This window comes from Treponema putidum (genome assembly GCF_024401155.1).
Lineage (GTDB): Bacteria > Spirochaetota > Spirochaetia > Treponematales > Treponemataceae > Treponema_B > Treponema_B putidum.
Genome location: NZ_CP038804.1, coordinates 485,280 through 508,863 on the forward strand (window position 1 = coordinate 485,280; position 23,584 = coordinate 508,863).

General features: G+C 38.3%; 19 protein-coding genes. 14 read left to right on the top strand and 5 right to left on the bottom strand.

Annotated features, from left to right (window positions below):
- Nucleotides 1–43: 43 nt before the first annotated feature.
- The 6 genes from E4N74_RS02240 (at nucleotide 44) to E4N74_RS02265 (ending at nucleotide 6,717) form a co-directional block, all read left to right on the top strand.
- Nucleotides 44–2,659: an ABC transporter substrate-binding protein gene (locus E4N74_RS02240; protein ID WP_255818701.1), complete on the top strand. Its 2,616-nt coding sequence runs from the start codon at nucleotides 44–46 to the stop codon at nucleotides 2,657–2,659.
- 207 nt (nucleotides 2,660–2,866) lie between these two features.
- Nucleotides 2,867–3,514 carry a PTS sugar transporter subunit IIA gene (locus E4N74_RS02245; RefSeq protein ID WP_255818702.1) on the top strand — a complete coding sequence of 216 codons (648 nt, stop codon included), beginning with the start codon at nucleotides 2,867–2,869 and terminating at the stop codon, nucleotides 3,512–3,514.
- A gap of 12 nt (nucleotides 3,515–3,526) precedes the next feature.
- Nucleotides 3,527–4,417, top strand: coding sequence for a 16S rRNA (adenine(1518)-N(6)/adenine(1519)-N(6))-dimethyltransferase RsmA (gene rsmA / locus E4N74_RS02250; protein WP_255818703.1), 891 nt, complete (start codon nucleotides 3,527–3,529; stop codon nucleotides 4,415–4,417).
- A complete protein-coding gene (locus tag E4N74_RS02255; RefSeq protein ID WP_044978872.1) occupies nucleotides 4,414–4,923 on the top strand; it encodes a hypothetical protein in 510 nt (169 codons plus the stop codon). Before rsmA ends, E4N74_RS02255 begins: the two co-directional genes overlap by 4 nt.
- Nucleotides 4,910–5,932 carry an RluA family pseudouridine synthase gene (locus E4N74_RS02260; RefSeq protein ID WP_044978873.1) on the top strand — a complete coding sequence of 341 codons (1,023 nt, stop codon included), beginning with the start codon at nucleotides 4,910–4,912 and terminating at the stop codon, nucleotides 5,930–5,932. The genes E4N74_RS02255 and E4N74_RS02260 overlap by 14 nt, the downstream gene beginning before the upstream one ends.
- A complete protein-coding gene (locus E4N74_RS02265) occupies nucleotides 5,926–6,717 on the top strand; it encodes a pseudouridine synthase (protein WP_255818704.1) in 792 nt (263 codons plus the stop codon). The genes E4N74_RS02260 and E4N74_RS02265 overlap by 7 nt, the downstream gene beginning before the upstream one ends.
- On the opposite strand, the gene E4N74_RS02270 is transcribed toward E4N74_RS02265, so the two are convergent.
- Entirely contained in the window at nucleotides 6,653–8,002 is a 1,350-nt protein-coding gene (locus E4N74_RS02270; RefSeq protein WP_255806031.1) for a bifunctional folylpolyglutamate synthase/dihydrofolate synthase, read from the bottom strand. The two genes, E4N74_RS02265 and E4N74_RS02270, sit on opposite strands and share 65 nt — an antisense overlap.
- A 72-nt stretch (nucleotides 8,003–8,074) precedes the next feature.
- Between E4N74_RS02270 and murC the strand changes: the two genes are divergently transcribed.
- Genes murC through cmk form a run of 3 tightly spaced genes read left to right on the top strand, consistent with a single transcriptional unit; the run spans nucleotide 8,075 to nucleotide 10,962 of the window.
- Nucleotides 8,075–9,520 (top strand): UDP-N-acetylmuramate--L-alanine ligase, encoded by a 1,446-nt coding sequence (gene murC, locus E4N74_RS02275; protein WP_145475143.1) that lies wholly within the window; start codon nucleotides 8,075–8,077, stop codon nucleotides 9,518–9,520.
- Nucleotides 9,521–9,522: 2 nt separating this feature from the next.
- Nucleotides 9,523–10,389, top strand: coding sequence for a YicC/YloC family endoribonuclease (locus tag E4N74_RS02280; protein ID WP_044978875.1), 867 nt, complete (start codon nucleotides 9,523–9,525; stop codon nucleotides 10,387–10,389).
- A gap of 9 nt (nucleotides 10,390–10,398) precedes the next feature.
- Nucleotides 10,399–10,962: a (d)CMP kinase gene (cmk, locus tag E4N74_RS02285; protein ID WP_044978876.1), complete on the top strand. Its 564-nt coding sequence runs from the start codon at nucleotides 10,399–10,401 to the stop codon at nucleotides 10,960–10,962.
- On the opposite strand, the gene E4N74_RS02290 is transcribed toward cmk, so the two are convergent.
- Both E4N74_RS02290 and E4N74_RS02295 read right to left on the bottom strand, forming a co-directional pair.
- Complete coding sequence (locus E4N74_RS02290; RefSeq protein ID WP_255806032.1) at nucleotides 10,954–11,631, bottom strand: response regulator; 678 nt, start codon at nucleotides 11,629–11,631, stop codon at nucleotides 10,954–10,956. The genes cmk and E4N74_RS02290 overlap by 9 nt on opposite strands.
- A 12-nt stretch (nucleotides 11,632–11,643) precedes the next feature.
- Nucleotides 11,644–12,618, bottom strand: a complete 975-nt coding sequence (locus E4N74_RS02295; RefSeq protein WP_044978878.1) for a hypothetical protein — start codon at nucleotides 12,616–12,618, stop codon at nucleotides 11,644–11,646.
- Between the two features lie 211 nt (nucleotides 12,619–12,829).
- Here E4N74_RS02295 and thrS point away from each other — a divergent pair, with 211 nt between their 5' ends.
- Entirely contained in the window at nucleotides 12,830–14,587 is a 1,758-nt protein-coding gene (gene thrS, locus E4N74_RS02300) for a threonine--tRNA ligase (RefSeq protein WP_044978879.1), read from the top strand.
- Between the two features lie 22 nt (nucleotides 14,588–14,609).
- Here the strand turns inward: thrS and E4N74_RS02305 are convergent, their stop codons facing one another.
- Nucleotides 14,610–15,368 (bottom strand): hypothetical protein, encoded by a 759-nt coding sequence (locus E4N74_RS02305; RefSeq protein ID WP_044978880.1) that lies wholly within the window; start codon nucleotides 15,366–15,368, stop codon nucleotides 14,610–14,612.
- Nucleotides 15,369–15,410: 42 nt separating this feature from the next.
- Nucleotides 15,411–18,746 (bottom strand): periplasmic flagellar collar protein FlcA, encoded by a 3,336-nt coding sequence (gene flcA / locus E4N74_RS02310; RefSeq protein ID WP_255818706.1) that lies wholly within the window; start codon nucleotides 18,744–18,746, stop codon nucleotides 15,411–15,413.
- Nucleotides 18,747–18,993: 247 nt separating this feature from the next.
- Here flcA and E4N74_RS02315 point away from each other — a divergent pair, with 247 nt between their 5' ends.
- The 4 genes from E4N74_RS02315 (at nucleotide 18,994) to ispH (ending at nucleotide 23,572) form a co-directional block, all read left to right on the top strand.
- Nucleotides 18,994–19,701: a DUF4912 domain-containing protein gene (locus E4N74_RS02315; protein WP_044978882.1), complete on the top strand. Its 708-nt coding sequence runs from the start codon at nucleotides 18,994–18,996 to the stop codon at nucleotides 19,699–19,701.
- On the top strand, nucleotides 19,688–21,262 hold the full coding sequence (locus E4N74_RS02320; RefSeq protein WP_255818708.1) for a glycoside hydrolase family 57 protein: 1,575 nt from the start codon (nucleotides 19,688–19,690) through the stop codon (nucleotides 21,260–21,262). The genes E4N74_RS02315 and E4N74_RS02320 overlap by 14 nt, the downstream gene beginning before the upstream one ends.
- Before the next feature lie 277 nt (nucleotides 21,263–21,539).
- A complete protein-coding gene (gene alr / locus E4N74_RS02325) occupies nucleotides 21,540–22,679 on the top strand; it encodes an alanine racemase (protein ID WP_255806036.1) in 1,140 nt (379 codons plus the stop codon).
- A 23-nt stretch (nucleotides 22,680–22,702) separates the two neighbouring features.
- Entirely contained in the window at nucleotides 22,703–23,572 is an 870-nt protein-coding gene (gene ispH / locus E4N74_RS02330) for a 4-hydroxy-3-methylbut-2-enyl diphosphate reductase (protein WP_044978884.1), read from the top strand.
- Nucleotides 23,573–23,584 lie beyond the last annotated feature (12 nt).

Here is a 23,584-nt window from a genome sequence, read left to right on the forward strand (position 1 = left end):
ATAGGAGGTGTTTTAAACACATAAAAACAACAGGAGGAATTTAATGAAGAGTTTTGTTAAGTTTTTATCATGTATGCTTGTAGTGGCTTTGGTATTTACTGCATGCGGAGGCGGCACCGGAACAGCCGCAGGAGGCAAAAGCCCTGTAAAAAACGGTACCTATGTAGATAAGGTTATCTACTCTGTAAGTACCGATCAGACGGTTGCCTTAAAGGACGTTATTGAGGGCAAAGCTGATCTCATGTTTACCTCTGTTCCGCCCGTACTTTTGTCGGGTCTGAGCGATGCAGACAGAGATAAAATAGATGTTTACCCTGTTTCTGCAGGCTATTGGTCGCTTCTATTTAACCCCATTCCTAACAAGGCTCCATATGTTTGGAAGACCGAATCCGGCGAAGAAATGTTTAATCCGGTTGCAATCAAAGAAGTCCGTTATGCCTTTAACTGGCTGATCAACCGAAAGAAATTGGTAGATGAACTTCTTTTAGGTGAAGGCTCTCCTATGTACACGCCTTGTACCGTAGGACTTCCCGGAACATACCGATATAATATCTTAGCATCTAAATTCGGTATTACCGAAACCGGAGATGAGCAAAAAGCTCTCAACATGATTGAAGATGCTATGCAAAAGGCTTCACAGCTTGCTGAAAACAGAGGGAAACTTGTAAAAGAAAACGGAAAGTGGATGTATAACGGTAAGCCCGTTACAATTAAGTCGATAATGCGTGTTGACGATCCTACAGGCCGTCTTCCTGCAGCCCGATATATTCATGCACAAATTGAAAAGGCAGGTCTTACTGTTGAAGGTTTTGAGAGAGATCGAAAAACGGCCGGCGGCCTTGTTTACGGCGGGAACCCTGCCAACTATGATTGGACAATGTATCTTGAAGGATGGGGTTCAGGCGGTTTCTATGTAACATGGGAAACTCCCCTTTGCGCTATGTACAGTCCTTTCTACGGATACCTGCCCGGAGGCGGAGATGCCGAATTCTGGAATTATACAAACGAAAAGCTCGATGTTTTAGGAAAAAAGGCAGCATACGGTCAGTATTTGACAGCAGAAGAATTCTTTAGCGAGACCACCGATATGTGTGCATTGGGAATGGAAGAGGCTATCCGTGTTTATGTTGTTTCTCAAAACGACTTATATGTAGCTAATAAATCACGATTTAATTCCCGCCTTTTTTATGGAGTCTTTGAAGGCTTTAACGGCTGGACTGTAAGATGTGCCGATGTTAAGCCCGATGTTGACGGTCCATATAAGGGAAAGAGAGTTTTACGCATATTGCAGTATTCGGCGCAAGGTTCTTTGTTTATGTCTGAATGGGATCCTGTAGGAGGCCAGGGCTTTAGCGATATCTGGAGTGCCGCATTTATAAATACCGTTACCGATGAAGCTGCCTTTACTAACCCTGCTGTAGGACGAACCGAATTTGCTATGTCAACTGTTGATGTTGCAAATGCAAAATTCGCTCCCAAATTCGTAGCAACAGGCAACAAGACCGAGGAAGGCGATGATGAACTTGAAATGAGCGGTGATATTCCCGTTCCTGCCGAAGCCGTTATGTATGACACGGCTTCAAAAAAATGGGTTCCTGCCGAGTCAGGTCAAAGTGTTGCAACTGTTTCAACGGGAAAGTTAGTAGACGGTTATTATTGGCATCACGGAGAACCTGTAGACCTTAACGATGTCCGATATGCTTTTGCCTTTGCCTATGAGTGGGCTATTAAAGACGGAGATGGAGACCTCTACTATGATTCTCCTTTAAGCAGTGTTACTCTTCCAAGTCTTAAAACCACAAAGGGCATAGTATTTAATAAAGACGGTTCTATCACAACCTATAGCAACTACTACCATGCTCCTATTCCAAGGGACACGGCTATAACTGTAGGCGGATTAAGCGTAAAAGCAGCTAATCCCGGCCGAAGAACAAATGTGCCTTGGGAAATTTATGAAGCCTTGGCAGAAATCGTAGTACACGGATCAAAGAGCGGAACGGTTTATAACTTTGCTAAAGACGGAGGAGAGCGAGGTGTAGAAGCAAACGTTAAGAACCCCGATTGTCTGGCAGATATCAAGGCCAAGTTGGAAGAATTTGTTTCAACAAAGCATATTCCCGATTCATTAAAAGGCTTTATAAATGAAGATTATGCCGTTAAGAGATATAAGGCTTCTATAGCCTTTATCGAAAAATACGGAAATGCTTATATTACAACAGGTCCCTTAATGTTCGAAAAAATCGATCCTGTTACAAACTCGGTTGTATTAAATAATTTCGATAAGTATCCTTATAAGAGCGACTACTTCCCGAATATGTTTAGAACGGATCTCACCCAGATTCAGTATGTCAAGGCTCCTGTAGCACCTTCAGCCGACAAGGATGCCGTATTTGAAGTAACGGTTTCTAAGTATGCTTATCCTGAGGTTGAAAGAGTGCCTCTTGATAAGGGAAAGGTTGAAGGCCGGCTCCAGCTTCCTTCAGGCGGAGAGAAGGTTTATGAAGCTAAAGCAAGCGGGGATGGTAAATTCACGATTACAATACCTGCATCAGAGGTAGCCGGACTTGAAAAAGGTGTAGAGTACATAATGGTTGTATTAACCTCAATTTCGGATGAACCGCCTTCTGCAAGTTCAGCTAGTTTTACAATTCTTAAATAGAATTTAAGATTGTAATTTAAATCGAGATGCCTTAGAGCCCATATGGCTTTGAGGCATTTTCGGCTTTTTATCTTTTCTTTTTTATTTGACCAAATAAAAATCTTTGATATATCTTGACATATTCGTACATTTAGTGCAAAATAGTTGAGCTCATTTTTTTGTTTATATGTTTAGCCGAGCAAGTTTAAGTATTATATGAGGTAAGTTTTGGCAAGCGAAATTTTAACTATTGAAGAAGTAGCCCGTTATTTGCGTGTTTCCGAAAGAACCGTCTACGAATGGGCTCAAAAAGGAGAAATACCTGCCGGAAAAATCGGAACAGTATGGCGTTTTAAAAAGGACGATATTGAGAGCTGGGTTGATGAAAGGTTAGCTTCTTCAAGGACTTCTCCTGCGAAGCATCATAAAATAACAACCGAAAACTTTTTGTCGCCGGATAGGATTATACCCTTAGATTATTCTACAAAACACGATGTTTTGGTTATGATGTCCGAGGTCTTATCTAAGGCTCCGCAGGTAAAAAATTCGGCAGAGCTTTTAGATGCAATTTTAAAGAGGGAAGCACTTATGTCTACCGCTGTAGGAAGAGGAATTGCCATTCCCCACGTGAGATTATCTTCCGTTACCGATTTGGTCATGGCTGTAGGTATTTCTAAAAGGGATATTTTAGACTTTGACGCTGTTGACGGAAACCCCGTGCGATTGGTTTTTATGATTGCTGCAGCAAACAATCAGCATGATTATTATTTGCAGACAATCTCCCATTTTAGCGCAAAGCTACGTAATGAAGAACTTAAAAGCCGCCTCTTAAATTCCACCGACCCTGCGGAGATTTATGATCTTTTGTGTGAATAGGGCGGAGTTTTGATGTGCTCTGAACCTTTTTTAGGTCTTCCGAATTATGATTCTCCGGCGGAGCTAAAAGCTCTTTTAGAGACCTTAGGCTTTTCCATGCAAAAAAAATTCGGTCAAAATTTTTTAGTCGATAAAAAGACCCGTGAGAGTTTGATTTCCCTTTTGGAGCTTAAAGAAGAAACAAGAATTTGGGAGGTAGGCCCGGGTCTTGGGGCGATGACCTGTCTTCTTTTAGAAAAGGGAGTTAATCTTACGGCCTTTGAAATTGACAAGGGCTTTATATCTCTTTTAAAAAAATTCTTTTTGGACAAAGGACAAAATTTTACTCTTGTTGAAGGAGATGTTCAAAAAAACTGGCTTCCTTACTTAAAAGAGCATGGGAAGCCCGATATTTTTTTCGGGAACCTGCCGTATAACATTGCCTCTGAGTTGATTGCTTCTACTATAGAAGCCGGAGTTGTTTTTGATACCATGCTTTTTACCGTGCAAAAAGAAGCTGCCGAAAGGATTACTGCAAGGCCGGACAATAAAAACTATACGGCATTTTCAGTACTTTGCTCCTTGTTTTATGAGTGTAAGATAGTAAAGACTATTCCTGCTTCTGCCTTTTGGCCTCAACCCAATGTAGAATCCGCCGCCGTCTTGTTTAAGGCAGAAAAAGAATTTGCAGAATATAAAAACTTTAAGCTTTTTATCAAAATAGTCAAGGCTCTTTTTTCTTCACGCAGAAAAAATATAAAAAATAATTTGAGCTCTTGGCTTAAATCAAACGGATATGACTGTAATGCCGATTTTGTTTTACAAAAAGCGGGATTAAGCGGGAATTTAAGGGCCGAATCCCTTGCCCTATATGATTTTTTGCTTCTTTCTGATATAATTTCTTCTTCGGATAAAAACAAATGAAGCATACAAAAAAAATTGCCTTTTTAATTTTCTTTGTTTCTCTTTTTTCTATTCTTCCCGTTTATGCGGAAGATACTGATGCTTCAAGAACCCCCGACCCCTATGGGGCCGAGGAATTTAAGCAATGGCAAAAGGACTTGCGCCGCTTTGAGATTATAACCTTCGGTGCTTTGCCCTTTGTTTCCCTTTTATCGTTTTGGGCCTATGACATAAGCCGCTCAATAGCTCATAAAGGGGATCCGGCCTATAATCCATGGCCTATTAAAGATGCCAAGATTGCAGTAAAACTTACCGAAAAGGAACAGCTGGGTGTTTTTTTAACGGCTGTCGGTATTTCTTTGGGGGTTGCAATAATAGATTTAACTTACCGTTCAATTAAAAGAGCTAACGCAAAAAAACTTGAGCAAAAAAATGAAGAGGAAGCGATTTTGTTGATTCCCATTGAAGAAAATAAAAGTGAAGAAACCGAAACTCCAAATACAGGGGAATCCGATGACGCTCAATAAGAGTGTTTCTTCTAAGTCAATATCCGAAAAATTTAAGGTTGAAGGCCTTTTATCTCCTTGCAGGATTGATGTTTATTGTACCGAAAGGCTTAAAAACTTGAGCCGCTCTCAATTAAAAAGCGGTTTAAAATCTCTTTTTGTTAATTCAAAAAAGACTAAACTTTCACGGAATGTTCAAAACGGAGACCTTATTGAGCTTCTCTGGGATAATCCTGTTCCAGAATATGCCTATCCTCAAAAACTTCCGCTTAATATAATTTATGAAGATGAGAATATAATTGTTATAAATAAGGAAAGGGGCAGGGTAACTCATCCGGCAGGCGGAAATTGGGACGGCACCCTTGTAAATGCCTTAAATTATTACAGGCTTGACGAGTCTAAGATTAAGGATGAGTTTGCCGTAGAACTTAATAAGTTTTTAAGTGAAGAAAAGGATTTAAAAACTATTGAAAAACTTTCTCTAGATCCTTACCGCATGGGTATTGTCCACCGTCTGGATAAAGAAACTTCGGGCCTTATTATTACGGCAAGGAATCTAAAAACTGAAAACCTTTTAAAATCCTTTTTTAAAAAAAGGGCGGTAAAAAAATATTATCTTGCAGTCCTTGACGGTGTTCCGCCTAAAAATAAGGGCAGAATAAAAACTTGCGTTTTTCGATCAAGTTCGGACAGAAAAAAATTTAGCGTTTCTGCCGATTTGACAAAAGGAAAGATTGCTCTTTCAGCCTATAAGGTGCTGAAATCTAACGGAAAAATGTCCTTGGTTCTTTTTAGAATTTATACCGGAAGAACCCATCAAATACGCTTACATGCTAAATTTATGGGATGCCCCGTTGCAGGAGATAAGGTTTACGGCAAAAAAAAGGCAGGTCTTGATAAGACCGGTATGCCGCTTATGCTTCATTCTTATAAGCTGATAGTTCCTGCGGCTGTAAATCAAAAAAAAGAATTTAAGGCACCTATACCTAATGATTTTAAACAAATACTTATACGGGAGGCTCTATGTTAATTGACTGTAAATTTTCTTCTCAGGCTGACGTCATTTTTGAAAATGAGGCTTACGCCGTTCTATATAAGCCTCGCGGAATGCCGACAGCTCCTCTAGTCGAGGATGAAGAAGGTACCTTGCTTTCGTGGTTTTTAAAAAAATGCCCGGAAGCAGTGTCAGTAAAAGGTAAAAAAGATATTGAGGCCGGTCTTATCCATAGGCTTGACACGGCAACAAGCGGTTTGGTTTTGATAGCAAAAAACCAAGAAGCCTATGAGGCCTTTAATTTGATGCAGGTAAATAATTTGATTAAAAAAACTTATACCGCATTTGCTGATACAAGAGATAAAGCGGGCTTAAATCCTGACTTTTCACAATCCAACCTTCCATATAGAATTTCAAGTCAGTTTAAAGCTTACGGGCCTAGAGGAAAAACGGTCATACCCGTTTTTTACGGTATGAGAGACTTTTCTTCTACAGGTAAAATGTATACAACTAATATTATCGATATAACCGATATTCCGTTTACAGGTAATTCAGCACCGAGAGTAACCTGCACCTTAACTCAAGGCTTTAGGCATCAGGTAAGGGCTCACTTGGCATCTATAGGCTTGCCTATCTATTACGACCCTCTGTATAATGCAAACTATAAGGATTGTCAAGAGCAACTTGATAATCACAATTATCCCTTGCAATTATATGCTGTAGGCATTTCTTTTCCAAAGCCTCAAAAAGAATTTACTATTGACGGAGCAAAAGAGTATGTATCCTTTTTGCTTCAGCCGCCAGATAAAATGATCCTGTAATTAAAAGAGGCCGTTTTTTTTCTTTACATTCGGTTATTTCTTTTTTTATTACGGCTTCATAGTTCTCATTTTTTTCCACTATACAGGAAGAACCTATGAACTCTTGTTGAAAGGCTTCATAAGTTAATTCAGGGTTACTCTTTTTTGCCGCTCCCGGAATTGTAACGATGATTTTTGTAAAACAGTCTTTAAAAAAAGGAACCATGTCCTTTATATTTTTATCTTCGGCACAGGCAAAGATAAGAGTCCCTTTTTCTTTTACAAGTTCAGAGTAAGTTTTCATGCACAGGGCAATGCTGTTTTTTGTATGGGCTCCGTCAATTATAACTTCAGGCTCATCCGAAAGAAGTTCAAAGCGGGCAGGAAGCCAGGCTGATGCAAGCCCTCGTTCTATAACCGCTTCATCCATTTGGGGAAAAAGATATTTTATCGTACAAGCTGCAAGGGCTGCATTTTCTGCCTGAATCAGGTCAAGGAGCTTTAGGTTTGCGCTTATCGGCCTTTTAAAAAGACCGCCTAGACCACCGGAAGTTTTGAATTCCACATCTATTTTTAAACCTTTTTTAGATAGGCTGTAATTTACGGGCTCCTTTACTATTTCGGGTATATAAAAAAATCTTGCATTTAATTGTTTTGCTCTTTCTTTAAAAACTTTTAAGACGGCCTCCGGCTGCTTACAGCAAAAGACAGGAGTGTTTTGCTTGATTATTCCGGCCTTTTCAAAGGCTATTTTTTCGAGGGTATTTCCCAAATATTTAGTATGCTCGAGTTCTATCGGAGTTAAAACGCAGGCTCTGGGTTTGAGGATGTTTGTCATATCCAGCCTTCCTCCCATACCTGTTTCGATAACCGCCCAATCCGTTTTTTGCATACTAAAGAGCAAAAAGGCCGTAACCGTAACTATTTCAAACCAACCGGGGTCTATGTCGGGGGCTTTTTCGATTATTGTCTTAAACCCTTCTACAATTCTTTTATAAGAAGCAGAGTAGGCCTCATCATCAAAAAAAGTCCCTGCCTCGGTCATCCTTTCTCTAAAATCTGAAACGTGCGGCGATGTATACAGTCCCGTCCTTATTCCGGCCTCTTTTAAAATGGAAGCTATCATTGTAGAAACGGAGCCCTTTCCTTTTGATCCTGCAATATGGATAGATAAAAAATCGTCTTGCGGATTACCGAAAAAATGAGCAAATTTTCTCATTTTTTTTAGATTGTCTTCGTTTTTATTTGCATTCCGCTCATAGTTTATAAAGGCATCAAGCCATTTACCGAATTCTTCCGTGTTCATCCCGCATCCTCTTGCCCTTGAGTTTAAGTAAACCCTATTGCTAAAAAAAAGAATATAGAATATTATATACCCATGTGTCAAGTTATTCTACCCGATAAGTTAAAAGGCTTTAAGGTTTATATGATCGGCATTAAGGGCACGGGAATGACGGCTTTGGCGGAGATTTTGGTTTCAAGAGGAGCTGTGGTTTCAGGAAGTGATGTGCCTGAAAGTTTTTATACTGATGATGCTTTAAAGAAACTTAATATAAAGATTTTTTCTCCATTTTCTCCCGATAATATTCCTGATGATGCAGAGCTTGTCATCTATTCGGCGGCTTATTCTCCCGATAACAATGAAGAAATGTATGAGGTAGAACAAAGAAACCTCCCTAAGATGTCTTATCCTGAAGCAATAGGAGCTTTGTCCCGTCATTCCTATTCTTGCGGTATTGCCGGAGTTCAAGGAAAAACCAGTACAACAGGTATTACAGGTTCTATCTTAAAAGAATTAAAACTTCCCGTTTCGGTTTTAGCCGGAAGTATAATAAAGAGTTTCGGCGATTCATGTACAATGCTTACAGGTTCAAAATACTTTGTCGCCGAAACTTGCGAGTATAAAAGACATTTTTTAAATTTTCACCCAAAAAAAATAATTTTAACGGGAATTGAACCGGATCATCAAGATTATTATCCGACCTATGAATCTATTTTAACCGCCTTTTTACAGTACATAGACAGGCTGCCCCAATTCGGTGAATTATTTTATTGTGCCGATGATGAGGGGGCTTGTGAGGCCGCCCGCTTAAGTTTTTCGAGCAGGCCTGACCTCTTTTTTATTCCATACGGAGAAAAGGCTTCAGGGGATTATAAACTGACTGTCTCAGGCGTACGGGATGAAAAGCTGTATTTTTCTCTTGCAGGTTTTTCGGGAGAGTTTTATTTGCAAATTCCGGGAAAACATAATGCCTTAAATGCTGCGGCTGCAATAGCTCTTTCTATCAGCCTATTGAAAGAAGAATATGGTGAAGTCTCGATTGCCAATATTTCGGCTATCAAAAAGGCAATATCTTCCTATGCCGGAGCAAAAAGGCGGACTGAACTTATAGGAAAAATCGATTCAAAAGATATTTTGGTTTATGATGACTATGCCCATCATCCTACGGCTATAAAGTCCCTTTTAAGCGGTTTACGCCAATTCTATCCGAAAAGGAGGATAATTGCAGACTTTATGTCTCATACCTATTCCCGGACAGAAGCTCTTTTGGAGGAATTTGCTTCTTGTTTTAAAGATGCAGATACGGTAATTTTGCATAAGATTTTCAGTTCTGCACGTGAGCAGTATCATGGACAGGTTGATGCCGAGCTCCTTTTTAACCGCACAAAAAAATATCATAAAAACGTCTTTTTCTTTAATGAAGTATTGGATGCAAAAAGTTTCGTTTTAGAAAAATTAAGGCCGGGGGATATTTTTATTACGATTGGTGCGGGGGATAATTATGTTCTGGGTACCGAAATCTTAAAGGAGATGAATGTTTAAATATGAAAAGTATGACGGGCTATGCCCTTACCGAAAAAAATGAGCCTAATTCCTTTATCAGTTTGGAAATAAAGAGCTATAATTCAAGATATTTGGATTTAAATTTGAATTTTCCCTTTTGGCTTTCAGCCCTTGAGCCGGTTTTTAGAACCTATTTTTCTGAAAGGATTGCCCGAGGGAAAGTTGAGATTTCCCTTCATGTAAAAGATGCCGATATCGATGTCGATATCCTTACCAATACCAAAGTTGCAAAGGCCTATGCAAAGGCTATGAGGGAGGTGGCTGACGCTGCCGGTATAAATTCCGAAATAGATATAAACAGCTTTTCGGAAAAAGAAGGTGTTATCATAATAGAAAGAAACATAGATATTCCAGCTTGGGAAAATACTCTGCTTCCCATATTTGAAGAAACTTTTATAAAATACGATAAGACAAGACTTGATGAAGGAGCCGTGTTAAAAAAAGATATTTTAAATAACTTAGATAGAATTTATGCTTCTTTAAAAATTATAAAAAAATATGCTCCTCAAATGGAAGAAATTTTTTGTCAAAGCATTAAGGAAAGATTTACCGAACTTTTAGGGAGCGAAGTAAATGAACAGCGTATTATGCAGGAAGTTGCCGTAATGCTCGTTAAATATACAATCAACGAAGAAATTGTCAGGCTTGAAGCTCATTGCAATTCTCTATCGAATGAGCTGAAAAAGGATGTCCCCGTAGGTAAAAAACTCGACTTTATCTGTCAGGAAATAAATAGGGAGATAAACACTATAGGTTCAAAAAATCAGATGATTGAAATGTCTCAGTCCATTATTGAAGTAAAAGATGCTCTCGAAAACATAAGAGAACAAAGCAGAAATGTTGAATAGGTTAAATAAATGAAAAAAGTTTGTTATAAAATCCCTGAAGGAAGAGAGTTGAGAATTGCAATTTCGGGGCCGTCCGGATGTGGGAACACTACGGTTTCTACCTTAACTGCAAAGGCCTTAAATTTGCCATGTATAAATTATACTTTTAAAAACATTGCAGAAGAGCTTAATATGTCTTTTGAAGAGGTTTTAAAAAGAGCTCAAAAAGATTTTTCTTTTGATAAGATGGTAGATGAAAAACAAATTGAACTGGCTTCTTCAGGCCCTTGTGTTTTGGGATCAAGGCTGGCAATTTGGCTTTTAAAGTCAGCGGATTTGAAGGTTTATTTAAGAGCCTCAATAGATGTAAGGGCAAAAAGAATTCAAAAAAGAGAAGGCGGCGATATAGAAAAAATAAAAGCCGATACCGATTTTAGAGATATGGAAGATACGCGAAGATATAAACTATTATACGGTATTGATAATACAAAATACGAAAAGGCCGATCTTATCATAGACACGGATAACCTTAGTCCTGAGAAAATTTTAGAAAAAATATTGGAAGAGCTTTATTCCCGCGGCCTTTTAATTTAAGAAGTCTGTAATTATTTTTTTATCTTCATCGGACAAATCCGCAAAGTTTAAATTTAATACATTGTCGTTTGAAACAATTTTACAATTTGGAACTATAAACCCATGTTCGATTTTTAATGAACATTGGTCAAGGAGCATACCGGCTGTTAAATTACTTGTATTGGCCGGCATATCGGGTAAAAATACCAGCCCTTTGTCAGTTAAGTTTTTTACTGTTCCCGTTATTATAGTTTCATTTATAGGATTCGTAAATAAAAACTGCACACTCTTTTCAAAGTCTTTAACATGCTTGTAATTATAGCGGTCAAAAATCATGCGTAACTCTTCAAGAATTCCCTTAAAATTGCCGGGTTCTTTTATAGCTATAACCCCCTGAACGCCTAAAAACATAGCCTTGTCGGCTTCATCTGCAGAGAAGTCTTTTGGCGTTAAAAGTACAATCAACACTTCTTCCTTTGAGTTATCCCAGCGGATGTGTTGTGTAATAGGCTTCCAATGACGCGGAAAGTCTCTGGCGTTGATAATTACAATATTAGGGCTGATTTCCTCAATATTGTCCAAGGCTTTTAACGGAGAGCGGTAATGTATAAGGTCAAATTTATATTCTGAAAAAAGAGGTTGTAAATCATCGGTTGACCGAGGTAAATCCGAAATCAATAATGCTTTCATTAGAATTCATCCTTATTCTGTCCCTAAGTTTTCGACTATATAATCATATACAGTCCAAATTCCATCTTTAGATGCTAAAAAATATGTAAAGCGTTTCTTTTCTCTAAAATTGGAATATTCAAACCATTCTATTACTTTGACTTCTGCTTTTGTGTCCGTGTAGCCTGTATGTTCTATTTTAAATTCTACCGGAATAACGGCAATGTCCTTGTCGACTCTTTCTTGGCTTAATTCATGTTTATACACTTCAACCATTTCCATTCTGCCGGCTTCGGATTCGGCCTTAAATCGCCGATTTCGTGAAGGGTCTCTGGATATCATTTTTTCCAAATCCATGTAGAGAAAAAATTGCTCCCATAAAGATTTTTGTCGAGCGGTCAAAAGATAGCTTATTACCTGATCCGGAGGAATGGGTTTTGCTTGTAATATCTCTCCCGAAAGCGGAGAAACAGGCAGGGAACCCAAGGCAGCTGCCGAAGGTGCCGGTTTTATTTCGAGGCTCAACTTGTTTGAAAGTATGTGCGCTTCTGAATTATCTGAGTACCGTTTTAATTCTGGAAAAAACAAAGAGTTTACAAGAAAAATTCCGGGTTCATTAATTTCGATATAATCTTTAAGATTCTCGATAAAAGAATAAGTTTCTCCCGGTTCTAAGGTTATTTCTCTGAAATAAATTTGGCGGTTGGTATTTCTTTTTCTCATCCATTCGGCAGTGTGCTGTAATTGTCTGTTTTTACTGTTTATAATCCCGAAATCTATACTAAATGACCTGTCATCTGCAAGTTTGAACCTAAGGGTTTCAGAATTATTATTTGTAATTGAAATTTGTATAAAAACCGGTTCGGACGAACCCGATCCCGGATAATAAACACGCCTATCATAAAATCTTATAGAAACATCGGCCTTTGAAACAGGCTCAGCCGTGTTTTGAGCAAATATAAATAAAGACTGAATAATGCAAAAAATACTTATAGCAACTTTTTTCACGTTAAATTCCTCCGTTTTAGATTAAGAAAACCTCAATCTATTATCGGCATTTTTTCTCTTTTTCATTAGTTTATACATTATCACTATTGACTCAAGTCTAATCAATAGAGTATACTAACTTAGGTATTCTAATATTTCTTTTAAGCTGTAGCAAGTATATAGCTTTTTTTTAAAATTAACAATACCATTGTAAGCACAATGGAGGAAAAATATGTCAACTTTACAAGAAAAGTCAAAAAAATTAAGCACTCTAAGGCATAGTACTGCCCATGTTATGGCTGAAGCCGTAGTCAAACTTTTTCCGGGAACGAAGGTTGCTATCGGACCGGCTATCGATTACGGATTTTATTATGATTTTGAATTGCCTCGTCCCATAAATAATGATGACTTACCTGCAATCGAAAAAGAAATGCGTAAAATTTTATCGACCCATTCAAATTTTGAAAAAGAAGTGATAAGCCGCGCAAAAGCTCTTGAAATGTTTAAAGATCAGCCCTTTAAGGTTGAACTTATAAACGGTTTGTCAGATGATGAAGAGATAAGTATTTATAGATCGGGTGAGTTTACCGACCTTTGCCGAGGCCCTCATGTTTGCTCGATGGCCGACATAAATGCTCAAGGTTTTAAACTTATGAAAATAGCCGGAGCATATTGGCGCGGAGATGAAACAAAACCTATGCTTACCCGAATTTACGGTACGGCTTGGGAAAAACCCAATGACTTAAAAGAGTATTTGGCTATGCTTGAAGAAGCCGAAAAAAGGGATCACCGAAAGATCGGAAAGGCTATGGATTTATTTCATATAGACGAAGAAAATCCCGGGCAAATATTTTGGCATCCTAAGGGCTGGACTCTTTATTTGACCGTGCAAAACTATGTAAGGAAACGCGTAAAGGAAGACGGCTATCTTGAAGTGCATACTCCTTTTGTTATGCCCCGTTCTTTGTGGGAAAGGTCAGGCCATTGGGCTAAGTATAAAGAAAATATGTTTATAACCGAAAGCGAAAAAAGGCTTTTTGCTTTAAAACCGATGAACTGTCCCGGCCATGTAGAGATATTTAAACAGGGAATTAAAAGCTACCGAGATTTACCCCTTCGTTTAGCCGAATTCGGTTCTTGTACCAGAAATGAACCTTCCGGTTCTTTACACGGTATAATGCGTGTCCGCGGGTTTGTTCAAGATGATGCCCACATCTTTTGTACCGAAGAGCAAACTTCGGCTGAAGTTTCAAAATTCTGTGAATTGCTAAAAAGTATGTACAAAGATTTCGGCTTTGAGGAAGATAAAATTCTTGTTAAATTTTCTACGCGTCCCGAGCAGAGGGTAGGGGATGATGCTACATGGGATAGGGCAGAAAAGGCTCTCTCTGATGCTTGTGCAGATGCCGGCCTTAAATATGAAATTGCCGAAGGTGAGGGCGCTTTTTACGGACCTAAGCTGGAGTTTACTTTAATTGATGCCCTCGGCCGTGAATGGCAGTGCGGAACCATACAGCTGGATTATCAGCTTCCGTCTGCAGAAAGACTAAATGCCGAGTACATAGGAGATGACAACAATAAGCATCATCCTGTAATGCTTCATAGGGCAGTTATAGGCTCACTGGAAAGGTTTATAGGAATTTTAATAGAAAACTGTGCCGGTATTTTGCCGCCTTGGCTTGCCCCTGTGCAGGCGGTTATAGTTCCTGTAGCTCCCGCCTTTAATGAGTACGCTCAAAAGGTTCAAAAAATCTTGGACGAAAAAGGTTTTAGGGTTATTGCCGATATCGGAACGGACCGAATGAATGCTAAAATCCGGAAACACCAAGAAGAAAAGGTCATTTATCAGCTGATTGTAGGTCAAAGCGAAATGGACAATAATTCCGTTGCAGTCAGAATGCGAAAGGGCGGACAAAAGGTTATGAGTCTGGATGACTTTATCTCATTTTTAAAAGATAAGGTTGATTCTTTTGCTATTGATGCAGAATAGGGGAAGAATAAAAAAGTTTTACCTATCGTTTGACTGCGGGATGTAGGACTATTCCTACCTGAACAATTAAACCGTCTGAGCTTTTATTTTTTAGATTATCCCAAAGGTTTGATATGGGCAGGTAGGCTTTTAGCTGCACACCTGCCTTCCAGCCTGATGTCATAGTGTACTCGGTTTTAAAACGTAATGAGGGATAAATAAAGCGCCCTTTTTGCCAAAAATATTTGTTTATTTCCTTTGTTTCTTTTACTGCACTTAATCCTTCAGCTCCTGTTTCCTCAGGCTTTATTCCGGGTTCAAGTAAGCCGAAACGCATAAAAAGAGCAAGCCCTCCTCCTATGCTGATTGTCCAAGGGTTTAAGTCAAATCGTGCTAAAAATGGAACATCAACTAAAAAGCTCATTGTAAGAGCCGTCCTGTTTTCTATTTCGCAAATGTAGGCCTTTTCTTTGTAAAGAGAATAATGGAAAAGAGAAAAATCCAAGGAGGGTATTATACTTACCGCTCTTATGCCCTTGTATTCATATTCGGCCCCTAGATTTAAGGCTGTACCTATGGGAGGGGCAGCTTGTTTTTTTAGGCTGGAAAATATTATTTCCGTGCCGAAGTAAAAACCGAAATCTGAAGGAACATTAGTTAGAACTTTTGCTTGATCAGCCTCATTTACTTCTTCGGTTTTTTGTTCAGATTCCTGTTTTGGTTCCGTTTCTTGAGCATAGATATTAAAACTTAAGCACATTATAAGTAATATGAAAAAAAATAAGTTTGTTTTTTTGATCATAATTCTCTCCGATTTTTTTTCTTCGGCTATAAATCTCCTAGTTTATCTGTCTTCAGTTTGTTGTAGAATTTTTTCGTTTTCAAGGGTTTTCGGTATATCAGTGTAAATTTCGGGTACAAATGCCGAACGCGGTTTTACCATGTTTTGGATATTTGCATAAGCAAGGTTTATCGTTTTTGCCCGAATCATAGTTTCAGGGTTTCGGTTTAGAGCATCCCAAGCTCTTGTCGATTCTCCAAATAAGGAAATAGCTCTTCCGTTTTTGTTGGAATCTCCGTTTTGAACGGCAATCCTGTTTAATACAACTGCTAAGTTATTTGATGTGTGCATATAGTCTTCGACAAATTCGGCATGGTCAACACGGGTTTGCGGAAAGACAATTCCTTTCCTTATTTTTTCTGCTTCCAATAACTCCATCAATCTTTCATAGTAAGCCTGAGCTGCAAAATAATTTGTATATTTAAACAAGACATTTCCAAATCCGTATAAAAGGTTTCTATCGTTAGGTTTTTCACTGTAGGCTAAAGTCATAGCCTTCATTGCATCCGAGTAGTTTTCCTTTTGATAATAAATATAGCCCATTCTATACTGAATTGAGGGAGTATTGTTTAATTCTCTTACTGCATGTTCGTAAGCATCCAAGGCTTCATCATAATCTCCGGCTATAAAATAAGAAATATCTCCATAGTTTGCATAAAGTTTTCCGATAACAGGAGACGGGTAAATACCTTTTTGAGCTGTATAAGCTTCGTATTTTGCTAAGGCTTTTGCGTAAATTTCTTGGGCTTCATTATACAACTTGTCCTCTGCTATGAGTTCTCCGTAAAGACGCATTGCATCTATCTGCCTGATAGTGCGTTTTGGTGTCATTTTTATGCTGTCTTCGTAGAGGTTTATTGCGTTTACAAGATAATCCTTGGCTGCTTCATTTTTTTTGTTATGTAAAAAGAATCGTCCCATATTATAATTGGCTTCAGGACTTTCGGGGCTTTTTTTTATGGATTTTTCCAATAGCTCGCGTAAGTCTTCTATTTTTCCTATCAGATTTTCAGAATCGGTAGGCTTAGGCTCATATCTTTTTTCGAGAAGATAACCGCTAAGTTCAATTAGGTCTTCATCGGGCAGCTTTTTGTTTAAAAAATAATCCTTTAACGGTAAAACTTCGGCTAAATTATCGGTACGGATAAAGTAACGCATCATTCTTCCTGAAAATACATCTTTAGTTCCGTAAAGGTTTATAAGGCTTGCATAGGTTTTTCGGGCATCTTCATATTTTGAGAAGTCTTCATCGGCCCAATCCAAGTAAACATCGCCTAAAGCCACGAGGGCACTTTGGTCGTTTATGTGATAGTCAAGGACTCCTCTTTTGAGAACCTTTTCGGCTTTTTCATAATTGCGTAAATCGGTGCTCAGCATATCTGCATATTCTATACCGCCTTGCCGGTCATGGTTAAAGTCGGATAAAAGCCTTTCGTAAATTGTTTCGGCTGATAGAAACTGTTTTTTTTGACGGAAGGCATTTGCAAATTTAAAATACCATTTTCGTTTTTTCTTATAAGTTCCTGCTTCGTCAAAGCTCTTGACAGCTTTTTGATATTGACCCGACTCTATATAGCTGATACCTTCCTTATAAAAGCCTTCGGCTACAACAGGTTTGTATATAAATTGCCATACCAGCACAAAAACCGAAAAGATAAAACCTAGGGCTACGGCGGTTAAAATTGCTGCAGGTAAGATCTTATGTACAAAGCGGTACTTTAAGCTCCTTTTTTCTTTTTCATATTCTTCATAAGATTTTTTATCGAATCCGCGTGGAATAGGAATGGACTTGTCTAGTATGCCTTCCAATTTGCTTACTATCTTTTTTAAAGAGACATCACTTACAATTAAGTGAACTATTTCCATCTTGTTTAATTCGGAATCGTCTACATTAACTAAATAGTCTTCAATTTCTATTCTTAAGTTGAGAGGGAATGAAGAAATCCTATCGATTAGATGATCATAATCCTCTTCCGAAATGGAAAGAGGTATCTTTCCTTCATAGGTTTCTTCGTCTATGGCTTTTCTTGATTCAAAGGCTTTAAAACTCTTATCGGGAGAAAATTGAACGAAACTTTCGGGAACCGAAAAATCATCCATGCCCCCGCCCATTTCCGTGTTTAAAACATTGTCGTCTATGGCAAAGGCCGTATGTTCATCTATTTCGGGAATATCTATGTCGGTAAAACCTGCGCTTTGAGGTGAATCTTCTTGAGCTGTACCCGGTTCTTCTGTATCGTACAAGTCTTTCCCCGTAGAAAATTCGCCCAAGGATGGGGCAGTCGGCTCTGATGATCCGGAAAAACTTGAAAAGTCTTCTTGATTATCTTGTGAAAAAGAAGGATTAATTCTGTCGGCTTTTCCCGATAATGGGGACATGTCCATACTGTCAAGTTCATCAGCCTCAGGGGCCAGGTCTATGCCTTCCAAGTCATCAGCTTCAGGGGATAAGTCTATGCCTTCCAAGTCATCAGCCTCAGGAGATAGATCAATGCTTTCCAAGTTATCAGCCTCAGGAGATAAGTCTATGCTTTCTAAGTTATCAGCCTCAGGGGATAAGTCTATACTTTCAAGTTCATCAGCCTCAGGCGATAAGTCTATGCTTTCTAAATCACCGGCTTCATCTGACGAAATTGTATCTAAATCAGACTGTTTTAAAGATGAGCTTCTGTCTTCTGTGCTATCAATCGGTTCAATGTCTGAAAAGTCTTCATTTGAAAGGTCTATTTCCGTATAAGGCGGAGGTTCCTCATCTGTGACTTCTTCAAGTCCTGTTTCTTCGGTACTTAAGTCATCTAAACCGTTTAAGTCATCTAAATCGGCTATATTTTCTATGTCAGGTTTGCCGGTCCCTTCTAATGGCATTAAAGGGTGTTCCTGTGTAGCAAAATCCGTATCAAATTCAGGAAAAATTTCGTCTGTTTTATCGTCGGTTTTTCTGGCATCTTCGACCATATCGCCTAAGCCGGATAGCAAGGCCTCAGGCACATCAAGGCCGTACTCGTCTGAGTTCCCTATATTATCAGGTAAATCCGCCCCTTCAAGGTCCAGATCCGAAAGCATAGTGTCAAAGTCCTGAGAGGCAGCATTTTTTTTATCTCCGTCAAGCGGAAGAGTTTCAATAGGTTCAAATTCCCGAGAGTCATTTGTTTCCTGTTCAGGTGAAATTTCGTCTTCTTTGAAATCTAATAGATCGTCAACATTTACGTCAGGAATGGGCATTTCTTTGGGTAAAGGAATTTCCTCACGTCTTTCGCCCCATTTAGCCGTAATTTCGGGTTCATTTGCTATTGTGAGAAGTTGATTTTTAAATTTTTCAAGCTCTTTTATACTGGGCATTTGAGCTGGCCTCCCCCCTTATTTTCGGCTTATTTTTACTTAACTTGATTATTATTTTATACCATAAAAGGAGTTTTTTTTCAATGTATTCAAAAACTAAATATGAATGCCGATAATTTTAATATGATGCCGTTAAAAAGTTGTTTTTATAGTTTGCTTCTCTTGACATAACGGCTTTTTTGCATTATGATGGCATAATTTAGTAGTGGTTGTTTGGCGGAGAAATCCGCTGATTTAGGGGAAATGTGTGAATTTATCAAAAAGTTATTTACAATCCGTTTCAATGGATGAGCTTTTACAAATTGCCGATGATTACGGCATATTTGTACCGGCTGGGTTATGCAGAAATCTAATAATTGAAGAACTTCTGGAAATAAATGAAGATACTCAAGTATCTTATAATAAGCTCAAAAATTATTCCGGTGACGATTTCCTTTTAGATGATGATCAAGCAGACGACAACTATAATTTCGATTTGGTGATTTCATATAATAAAACCGAAATTCATGCCTTACTCAGAGATCCTATGTGGGCATTTGTTTTTTGGGATTTTTATAAGCCTGAATTTTTAAATATTATAAATGATCCCGATTTCGATTCTTTCTTTTTGAGAGTCCTTTTGTTCTCTGAGGATAATTTATCAAAAGCCTATGATTATTTTGATATTGATGTGGAAGAAACCGATAGAAACAGGTATTTTTATCTTTCTTTTGAAGATTCGGTAACAAGGGTAGAATTATGTGCCCGTAAACTTGAAGATAATTTTATTGTTTTGGCAAGCTCAAATATTATAAGACTTAAACGGGAAAATATTCCTAATAATTTATGTATTCTTGACAATGATGTAAGTTCTCCTGTCTATCTTTCAGGAATTTCCATATTAAAAAAACATCATTTTAAAAATTATCGTCAGGCCTTTAGGGGAAAAGAGGAGCCGAAAGTTGAAAGATTATAATCTGCTTTTTATTTTGGATGCACATTTGCCTTATGTACGCAATGAATCTGAGCAAGGCCTTGTAGAAGAAGATTGGCTTTTTAATGCTCTATCTTATTTATATCTGCCTATCTTGAAAATGTGTTCTAATTTAATGAGAGAGAATGTTCCGTTTAAAATCGGAGCTGTCTTTGAACCTGCATTGTGCGACATGCTTGCCGATAAAGTTTTGCAAGATCGATACCGCCTTAATATTCAGAGTAAAATCGAGTTTGCAAAAAAAGAGCTTGAACGTTTTGCGGAATGTGCAGAAACAAAAAAACTGATTCAATATAATTTAAAGCATTTTAGCGATAACAAAAGAATTTTTGAAGATTGCGGAGGAAATGTCTTAAAACAATTTGATTATCTTGCCCGTAAGGGTTATGTAGAATTATTAGCTACAACTGCAACGAATACCTTCTTACCGTTTTTTTTAAATATGCCTGAAGCCATTGCTGCACAAATTGAAATGGGACAGATAAATTACCGCAAACATTTTAGTACTGTTTCATCAGGCTTTTGGCTGCCTTCTATGGCATATTTTGAAGGCTTGGATGATATTATCAGAAGCTACGGCTATGATTATACGGTTGTGTCTTCAAAAGCATTTTTGCTTTCGGATAAGATTCCTCCTGCCGGCGTTTTTTCGGCAGCATCTTCAAAAAACGGATTAAAATTTTTGGCTTGCGATCTTTGTGCTTGCGGATATATTTATGATGAAACCGATTCCATTCCTCAAAATAAAATTTATATTGATGTAGAAAATGATGTAGGTTTTAAATTATCCGAAGAGTATTTGGCTTCCGTTTTTGATGCTTCAAAAGGAAGGCGTGCAATAGGTTTCCGCTACTGGTCAAAGGAAGAAGACGTTCCTTATGACATACATAAAGCCCATGCACAAATTTACTCAGATGCCGAAGCTTATGTGAACTCCCGTGTGGAATCTCTAAGAGCTGTTAAAGAAACAAAGGTTTGTGAGTCGCCTTTTTCCCTCCTGACTATTTCATCGGATTTTTTCGGTAAAAAATGGTGCGAAGGTATTATCTGGCTTGAACATATTTTTAGGTTGATAAATGATAATTCTGAGGTAAAGTCTATTTTGCCTTCTACTGCCGCCAATCTATCTAAACAGCTTTATACCGTTAGGCCTTTTTTTTCCTCTTTCTTGCAATCAGGTTATGCAGACGAGCTTTTAACAAAAAAAAATGATTGGATGTATAGATATATTGTCAAGATTACAGAAAGGATGATAGAACTTGTTGAAATGTTTCCTGCAGACGGCAGTTTAAAAGAACGCGTTTTAAACGCTGCTGCAAGAGAAGTTCTTCTTTTACAGTCTATGTATTGGCCCCTTTATGCAAATAATCCCCAGCTTAAGGATTTTGCCGAAAGACGATTTGTAGAACACGTCAATTCTTTTACGGCGGCCTATGAAGCTCTTGGGGCAGATTCTCCCGATGCAAAATGGCTTTCCGAACGCGAAAATAAATATCCTCTATTTAAAGATATTAACTACCGTATTTTTAGCCGCAAAAAATAAAGGGCGTACATTCCCCAACCGCCATGGATGGCGGTGGTTATGTCAAATGCGTACGTCCTTGTACGCATTTGACACCGAGTTTTTCAAAGACAAGCTTTGAAAAACATCGCAATAGTCTACAGTAATCGACCTCCTGTCGATGTTTTGCCTTCAGGCAAAACTCGAAGTTCAATTCTGCATAGGCAGAATTGATACAAACTCTAAGATGGAAATCGGGCACGGATGTCCGATTTCCATCGGTATTGAACAAAACTTTATAAATGTATAAAATATTCTTATGAGAGCGACAAAGGCTATTATCCATTTGGATAACTTACAATACAATGTTAAAGAGATAAAAAAAAGACTTAACAAAGATGTTAAGATATGTCTTCCGGTTAAAGCCGATGCTTACGGGCATGGGGCAGTGAGGGTAGCGGTTGCAGCGATAAGAGCCGGTGTTTCTTATTTGGCCGTTGCATCCGTTCAAGAAGCCGTAGAATTAAGAGATGCAGGTATTGTAGCTCCTATTATTTCTTTAAGTCTTCCTATTCTTGAAGAAATTCCTGAACTTCTTAAATATGATATTGAACCTTTGGTGATCGATGAAGAATTTATAAACGATTTAAACCGCTTTGCAAAAAAACTGAATAAAAAGGCAGGCGTTCATCTTAAAATAGATACCGGAATGCGCAGGATAGGCTGTTCGCCTATGGAAGCCGTTAAACTTGCAGTACAGATAGACCGTGCAGAAAATCTTGAACTTAAAGGCGTATGTACGCATTTCGCCGTTTCGGATTCTACCGATAAAAAAAATATTGAATTTACAAAAAAACAGATTTCGGTTTTTAAGGACTCAATAAAAGAAATAAAAGAAGCGGGGATTAATCCCGGATTAGTCCATGCTGCAAATTCCGGGGCTGTTCTTCAATATCCCGAAGCTCAATTCGATATGGTGCGTCCGGGAATCTTGGTTTACGGTTATACTCCTTCTCCATCATTAAACGCCTTAATAGATTTAAAGCCTGTAATGGAGCTTGTTACACAGGTGGTTCTTATCAAAAAAATTGAAAAGAATACAAGCGTTTCCTATGATAGATGTTGGACATCCGAAAAAGAAACCTTTGTTGCAACTCTTCCTATAGGCTATGCAGACGGTCTCATGCGCTCTCTTAGCGGATTAAAGGTGAGAATAGGAAAAGATTTTTTCCCGATTATCGGACGCATATGTATGGATCAATGTATGATAGATATAGGTGCTTCTCCATGGGTTCAAAGATGGGATGAGGTTTGTATCTTCGGCCCTGTTTCAAAAGAACATCCTAAAAATAATACGGCTCAAGATCTTGCAAAAATTGCCGGAACTATTCCCTACGAGCTGACATGCGATATAAACAAAAGAGTTCCGCGTATTTTTATTGATGAAACCATACAATAAATTATTTTGTGCAGGCGGTTTTTATGGTTGTAAAACGTGCAAAAGTTTTAGGTTATTGTTCCGGAGTACGCAGAGCCGTTGATACGGTTCTTAAAATAGCTAAAGAAAATACTGAAAATAAATTCGGCATTTATACCTTCGGACCATTGATTCATAATCCTTCTACAATGTTACGGCTAAAGCAAATGGGTGTAAAAATTCTTGATACTGAAGATTTTACCGGAGATGAAGACTATAAAGATTCCGTTATTGTAATAAGGGCTCACGGTATTTCTCCGTCAAAAAAAGGCGAGCTTGAAAAAAGCGGGGCTAAGGTGATAGACGCAACATGTTCAAGAGTAAAGGCAAGTCAGGCCCTTGCAAAAAAACATTCCGAAGAGGCCTTTGTTATTTTAGCCGGAGATAAAAACCACGGAGAACTTATAAGTATTGCAGGTTATGCGGAAGGAAAATGCTTAATTGTTCAAAATGCAGAAGAAGCCGCTTTAATAGATTTACCTCCTTCTTTAAGTACAAACGGAACTGCCGTTTTAATTGCTCAAACGACGATTAAGGAATCGGAATATGAGGCAATAGCTTCCGCTTTGAAGAAAAGAATTTCCGATTTAAAAGTTTTTAATACGATTTGTCCTGCAACTACTGATAGGCAGGCAGCTTTAAAAAAATTAGCCTATGAAGTTGATGCACTTTTAGTTATAGGCGGAAAAAACTCGGCAAACACAAAAAGGCTTTTTCAAACCGCTGTTGATACACAAAAGCCTTCATGGTTAATCGAAGATGCCTCCGAAATACCTCGAGAAATTTTTTCTTACTCCGTAGTCGGCTTAACTGCCGGGGCATCAACTCCCGATTTTATAATCGATGAGGTAGAAAAAAAATTACTTGAGGGATAAAAATAAGCCTTT

Excerpts from the sequence above, each read along its gene's own strand:
- E4N74_RS02240 (WP_255818701.1), top strand. The coding sequence starts at position 44 with ATGAAGAGTTTTGTTAAGTTTTTATCATGTATGCTTGTAGTGGCTTTG.
- rsmA (WP_255818703.1), top strand. The coding sequence starts at position 3,527 with ATGTGCTCTGAACCTTTTTTAGGTCTTCCGAATTATGATTCTCCGGCG.
- E4N74_RS02255 (WP_044978872.1), top strand. The coding sequence starts at position 4,414 with ATGAAGCATACAAAAAAAATTGCCTTTTTAATTTTCTTTGTTTCTCTT.
- E4N74_RS02260 (WP_044978873.1), top strand. The coding sequence starts at position 4,910 with ATGACGCTCAATAAGAGTGTTTCTTCTAAGTCAATATCCGAAAAATTT.
- E4N74_RS02265 (WP_255818704.1), top strand. The coding sequence starts at position 5,926 with ATGTTAATTGACTGTAAATTTTCTTCTCAGGCTGACGTCATTTTTGAA.
- E4N74_RS02270 (WP_255806031.1), bottom strand. The coding sequence starts at position 8,002 with ATGAACACGGAAGAATTCGGTAAATGGCTTGATGCCTTTATAAACTAT.
- murC (WP_145475143.1), top strand. The coding sequence starts at position 8,075 with ATGTGTCAAGTTATTCTACCCGATAAGTTAAAAGGCTTTAAGGTTTAT.
- E4N74_RS02280 (WP_044978875.1), top strand. The coding sequence starts at position 9,523 with ATGAAAAGTATGACGGGCTATGCCCTTACCGAAAAAAATGAGCCTAAT.
- cmk (WP_044978876.1), top strand. The coding sequence starts at position 10,399 with ATGAAAAAAGTTTGTTATAAAATCCCTGAAGGAAGAGAGTTGAGAATT.
- E4N74_RS02290 (WP_255806032.1), bottom strand. The coding sequence starts at position 11,631 with ATGAAAGCATTATTGATTTCGGATTTACCTCGGTCAACCGATGATTTA.
- thrS (WP_044978879.1), top strand. The coding sequence starts at position 12,830 with ATGTCAACTTTACAAGAAAAGTCAAAAAAATTAAGCACTCTAAGGCAT.
- E4N74_RS02305 (WP_044978880.1), bottom strand. The coding sequence starts at position 15,368 with ATGATCAAAAAAACAAACTTATTTTTTTTCATATTACTTATAATGTGC.
- flcA (WP_255818706.1), bottom strand. The coding sequence starts at position 18,746 with ATGCCCAGTATAAAAGAGCTTGAAAAATTTAAAAATCAACTTCTCACA.
- alr (WP_255806036.1), top strand. The coding sequence starts at position 21,540 with ATGAGAGCGACAAAGGCTATTATCCATTTGGATAACTTACAATACAAT.
- ispH (WP_044978884.1), top strand. The coding sequence starts at position 22,703 with ATGGTTGTAAAACGTGCAAAAGTTTTAGGTTATTGTTCCGGAGTACGC.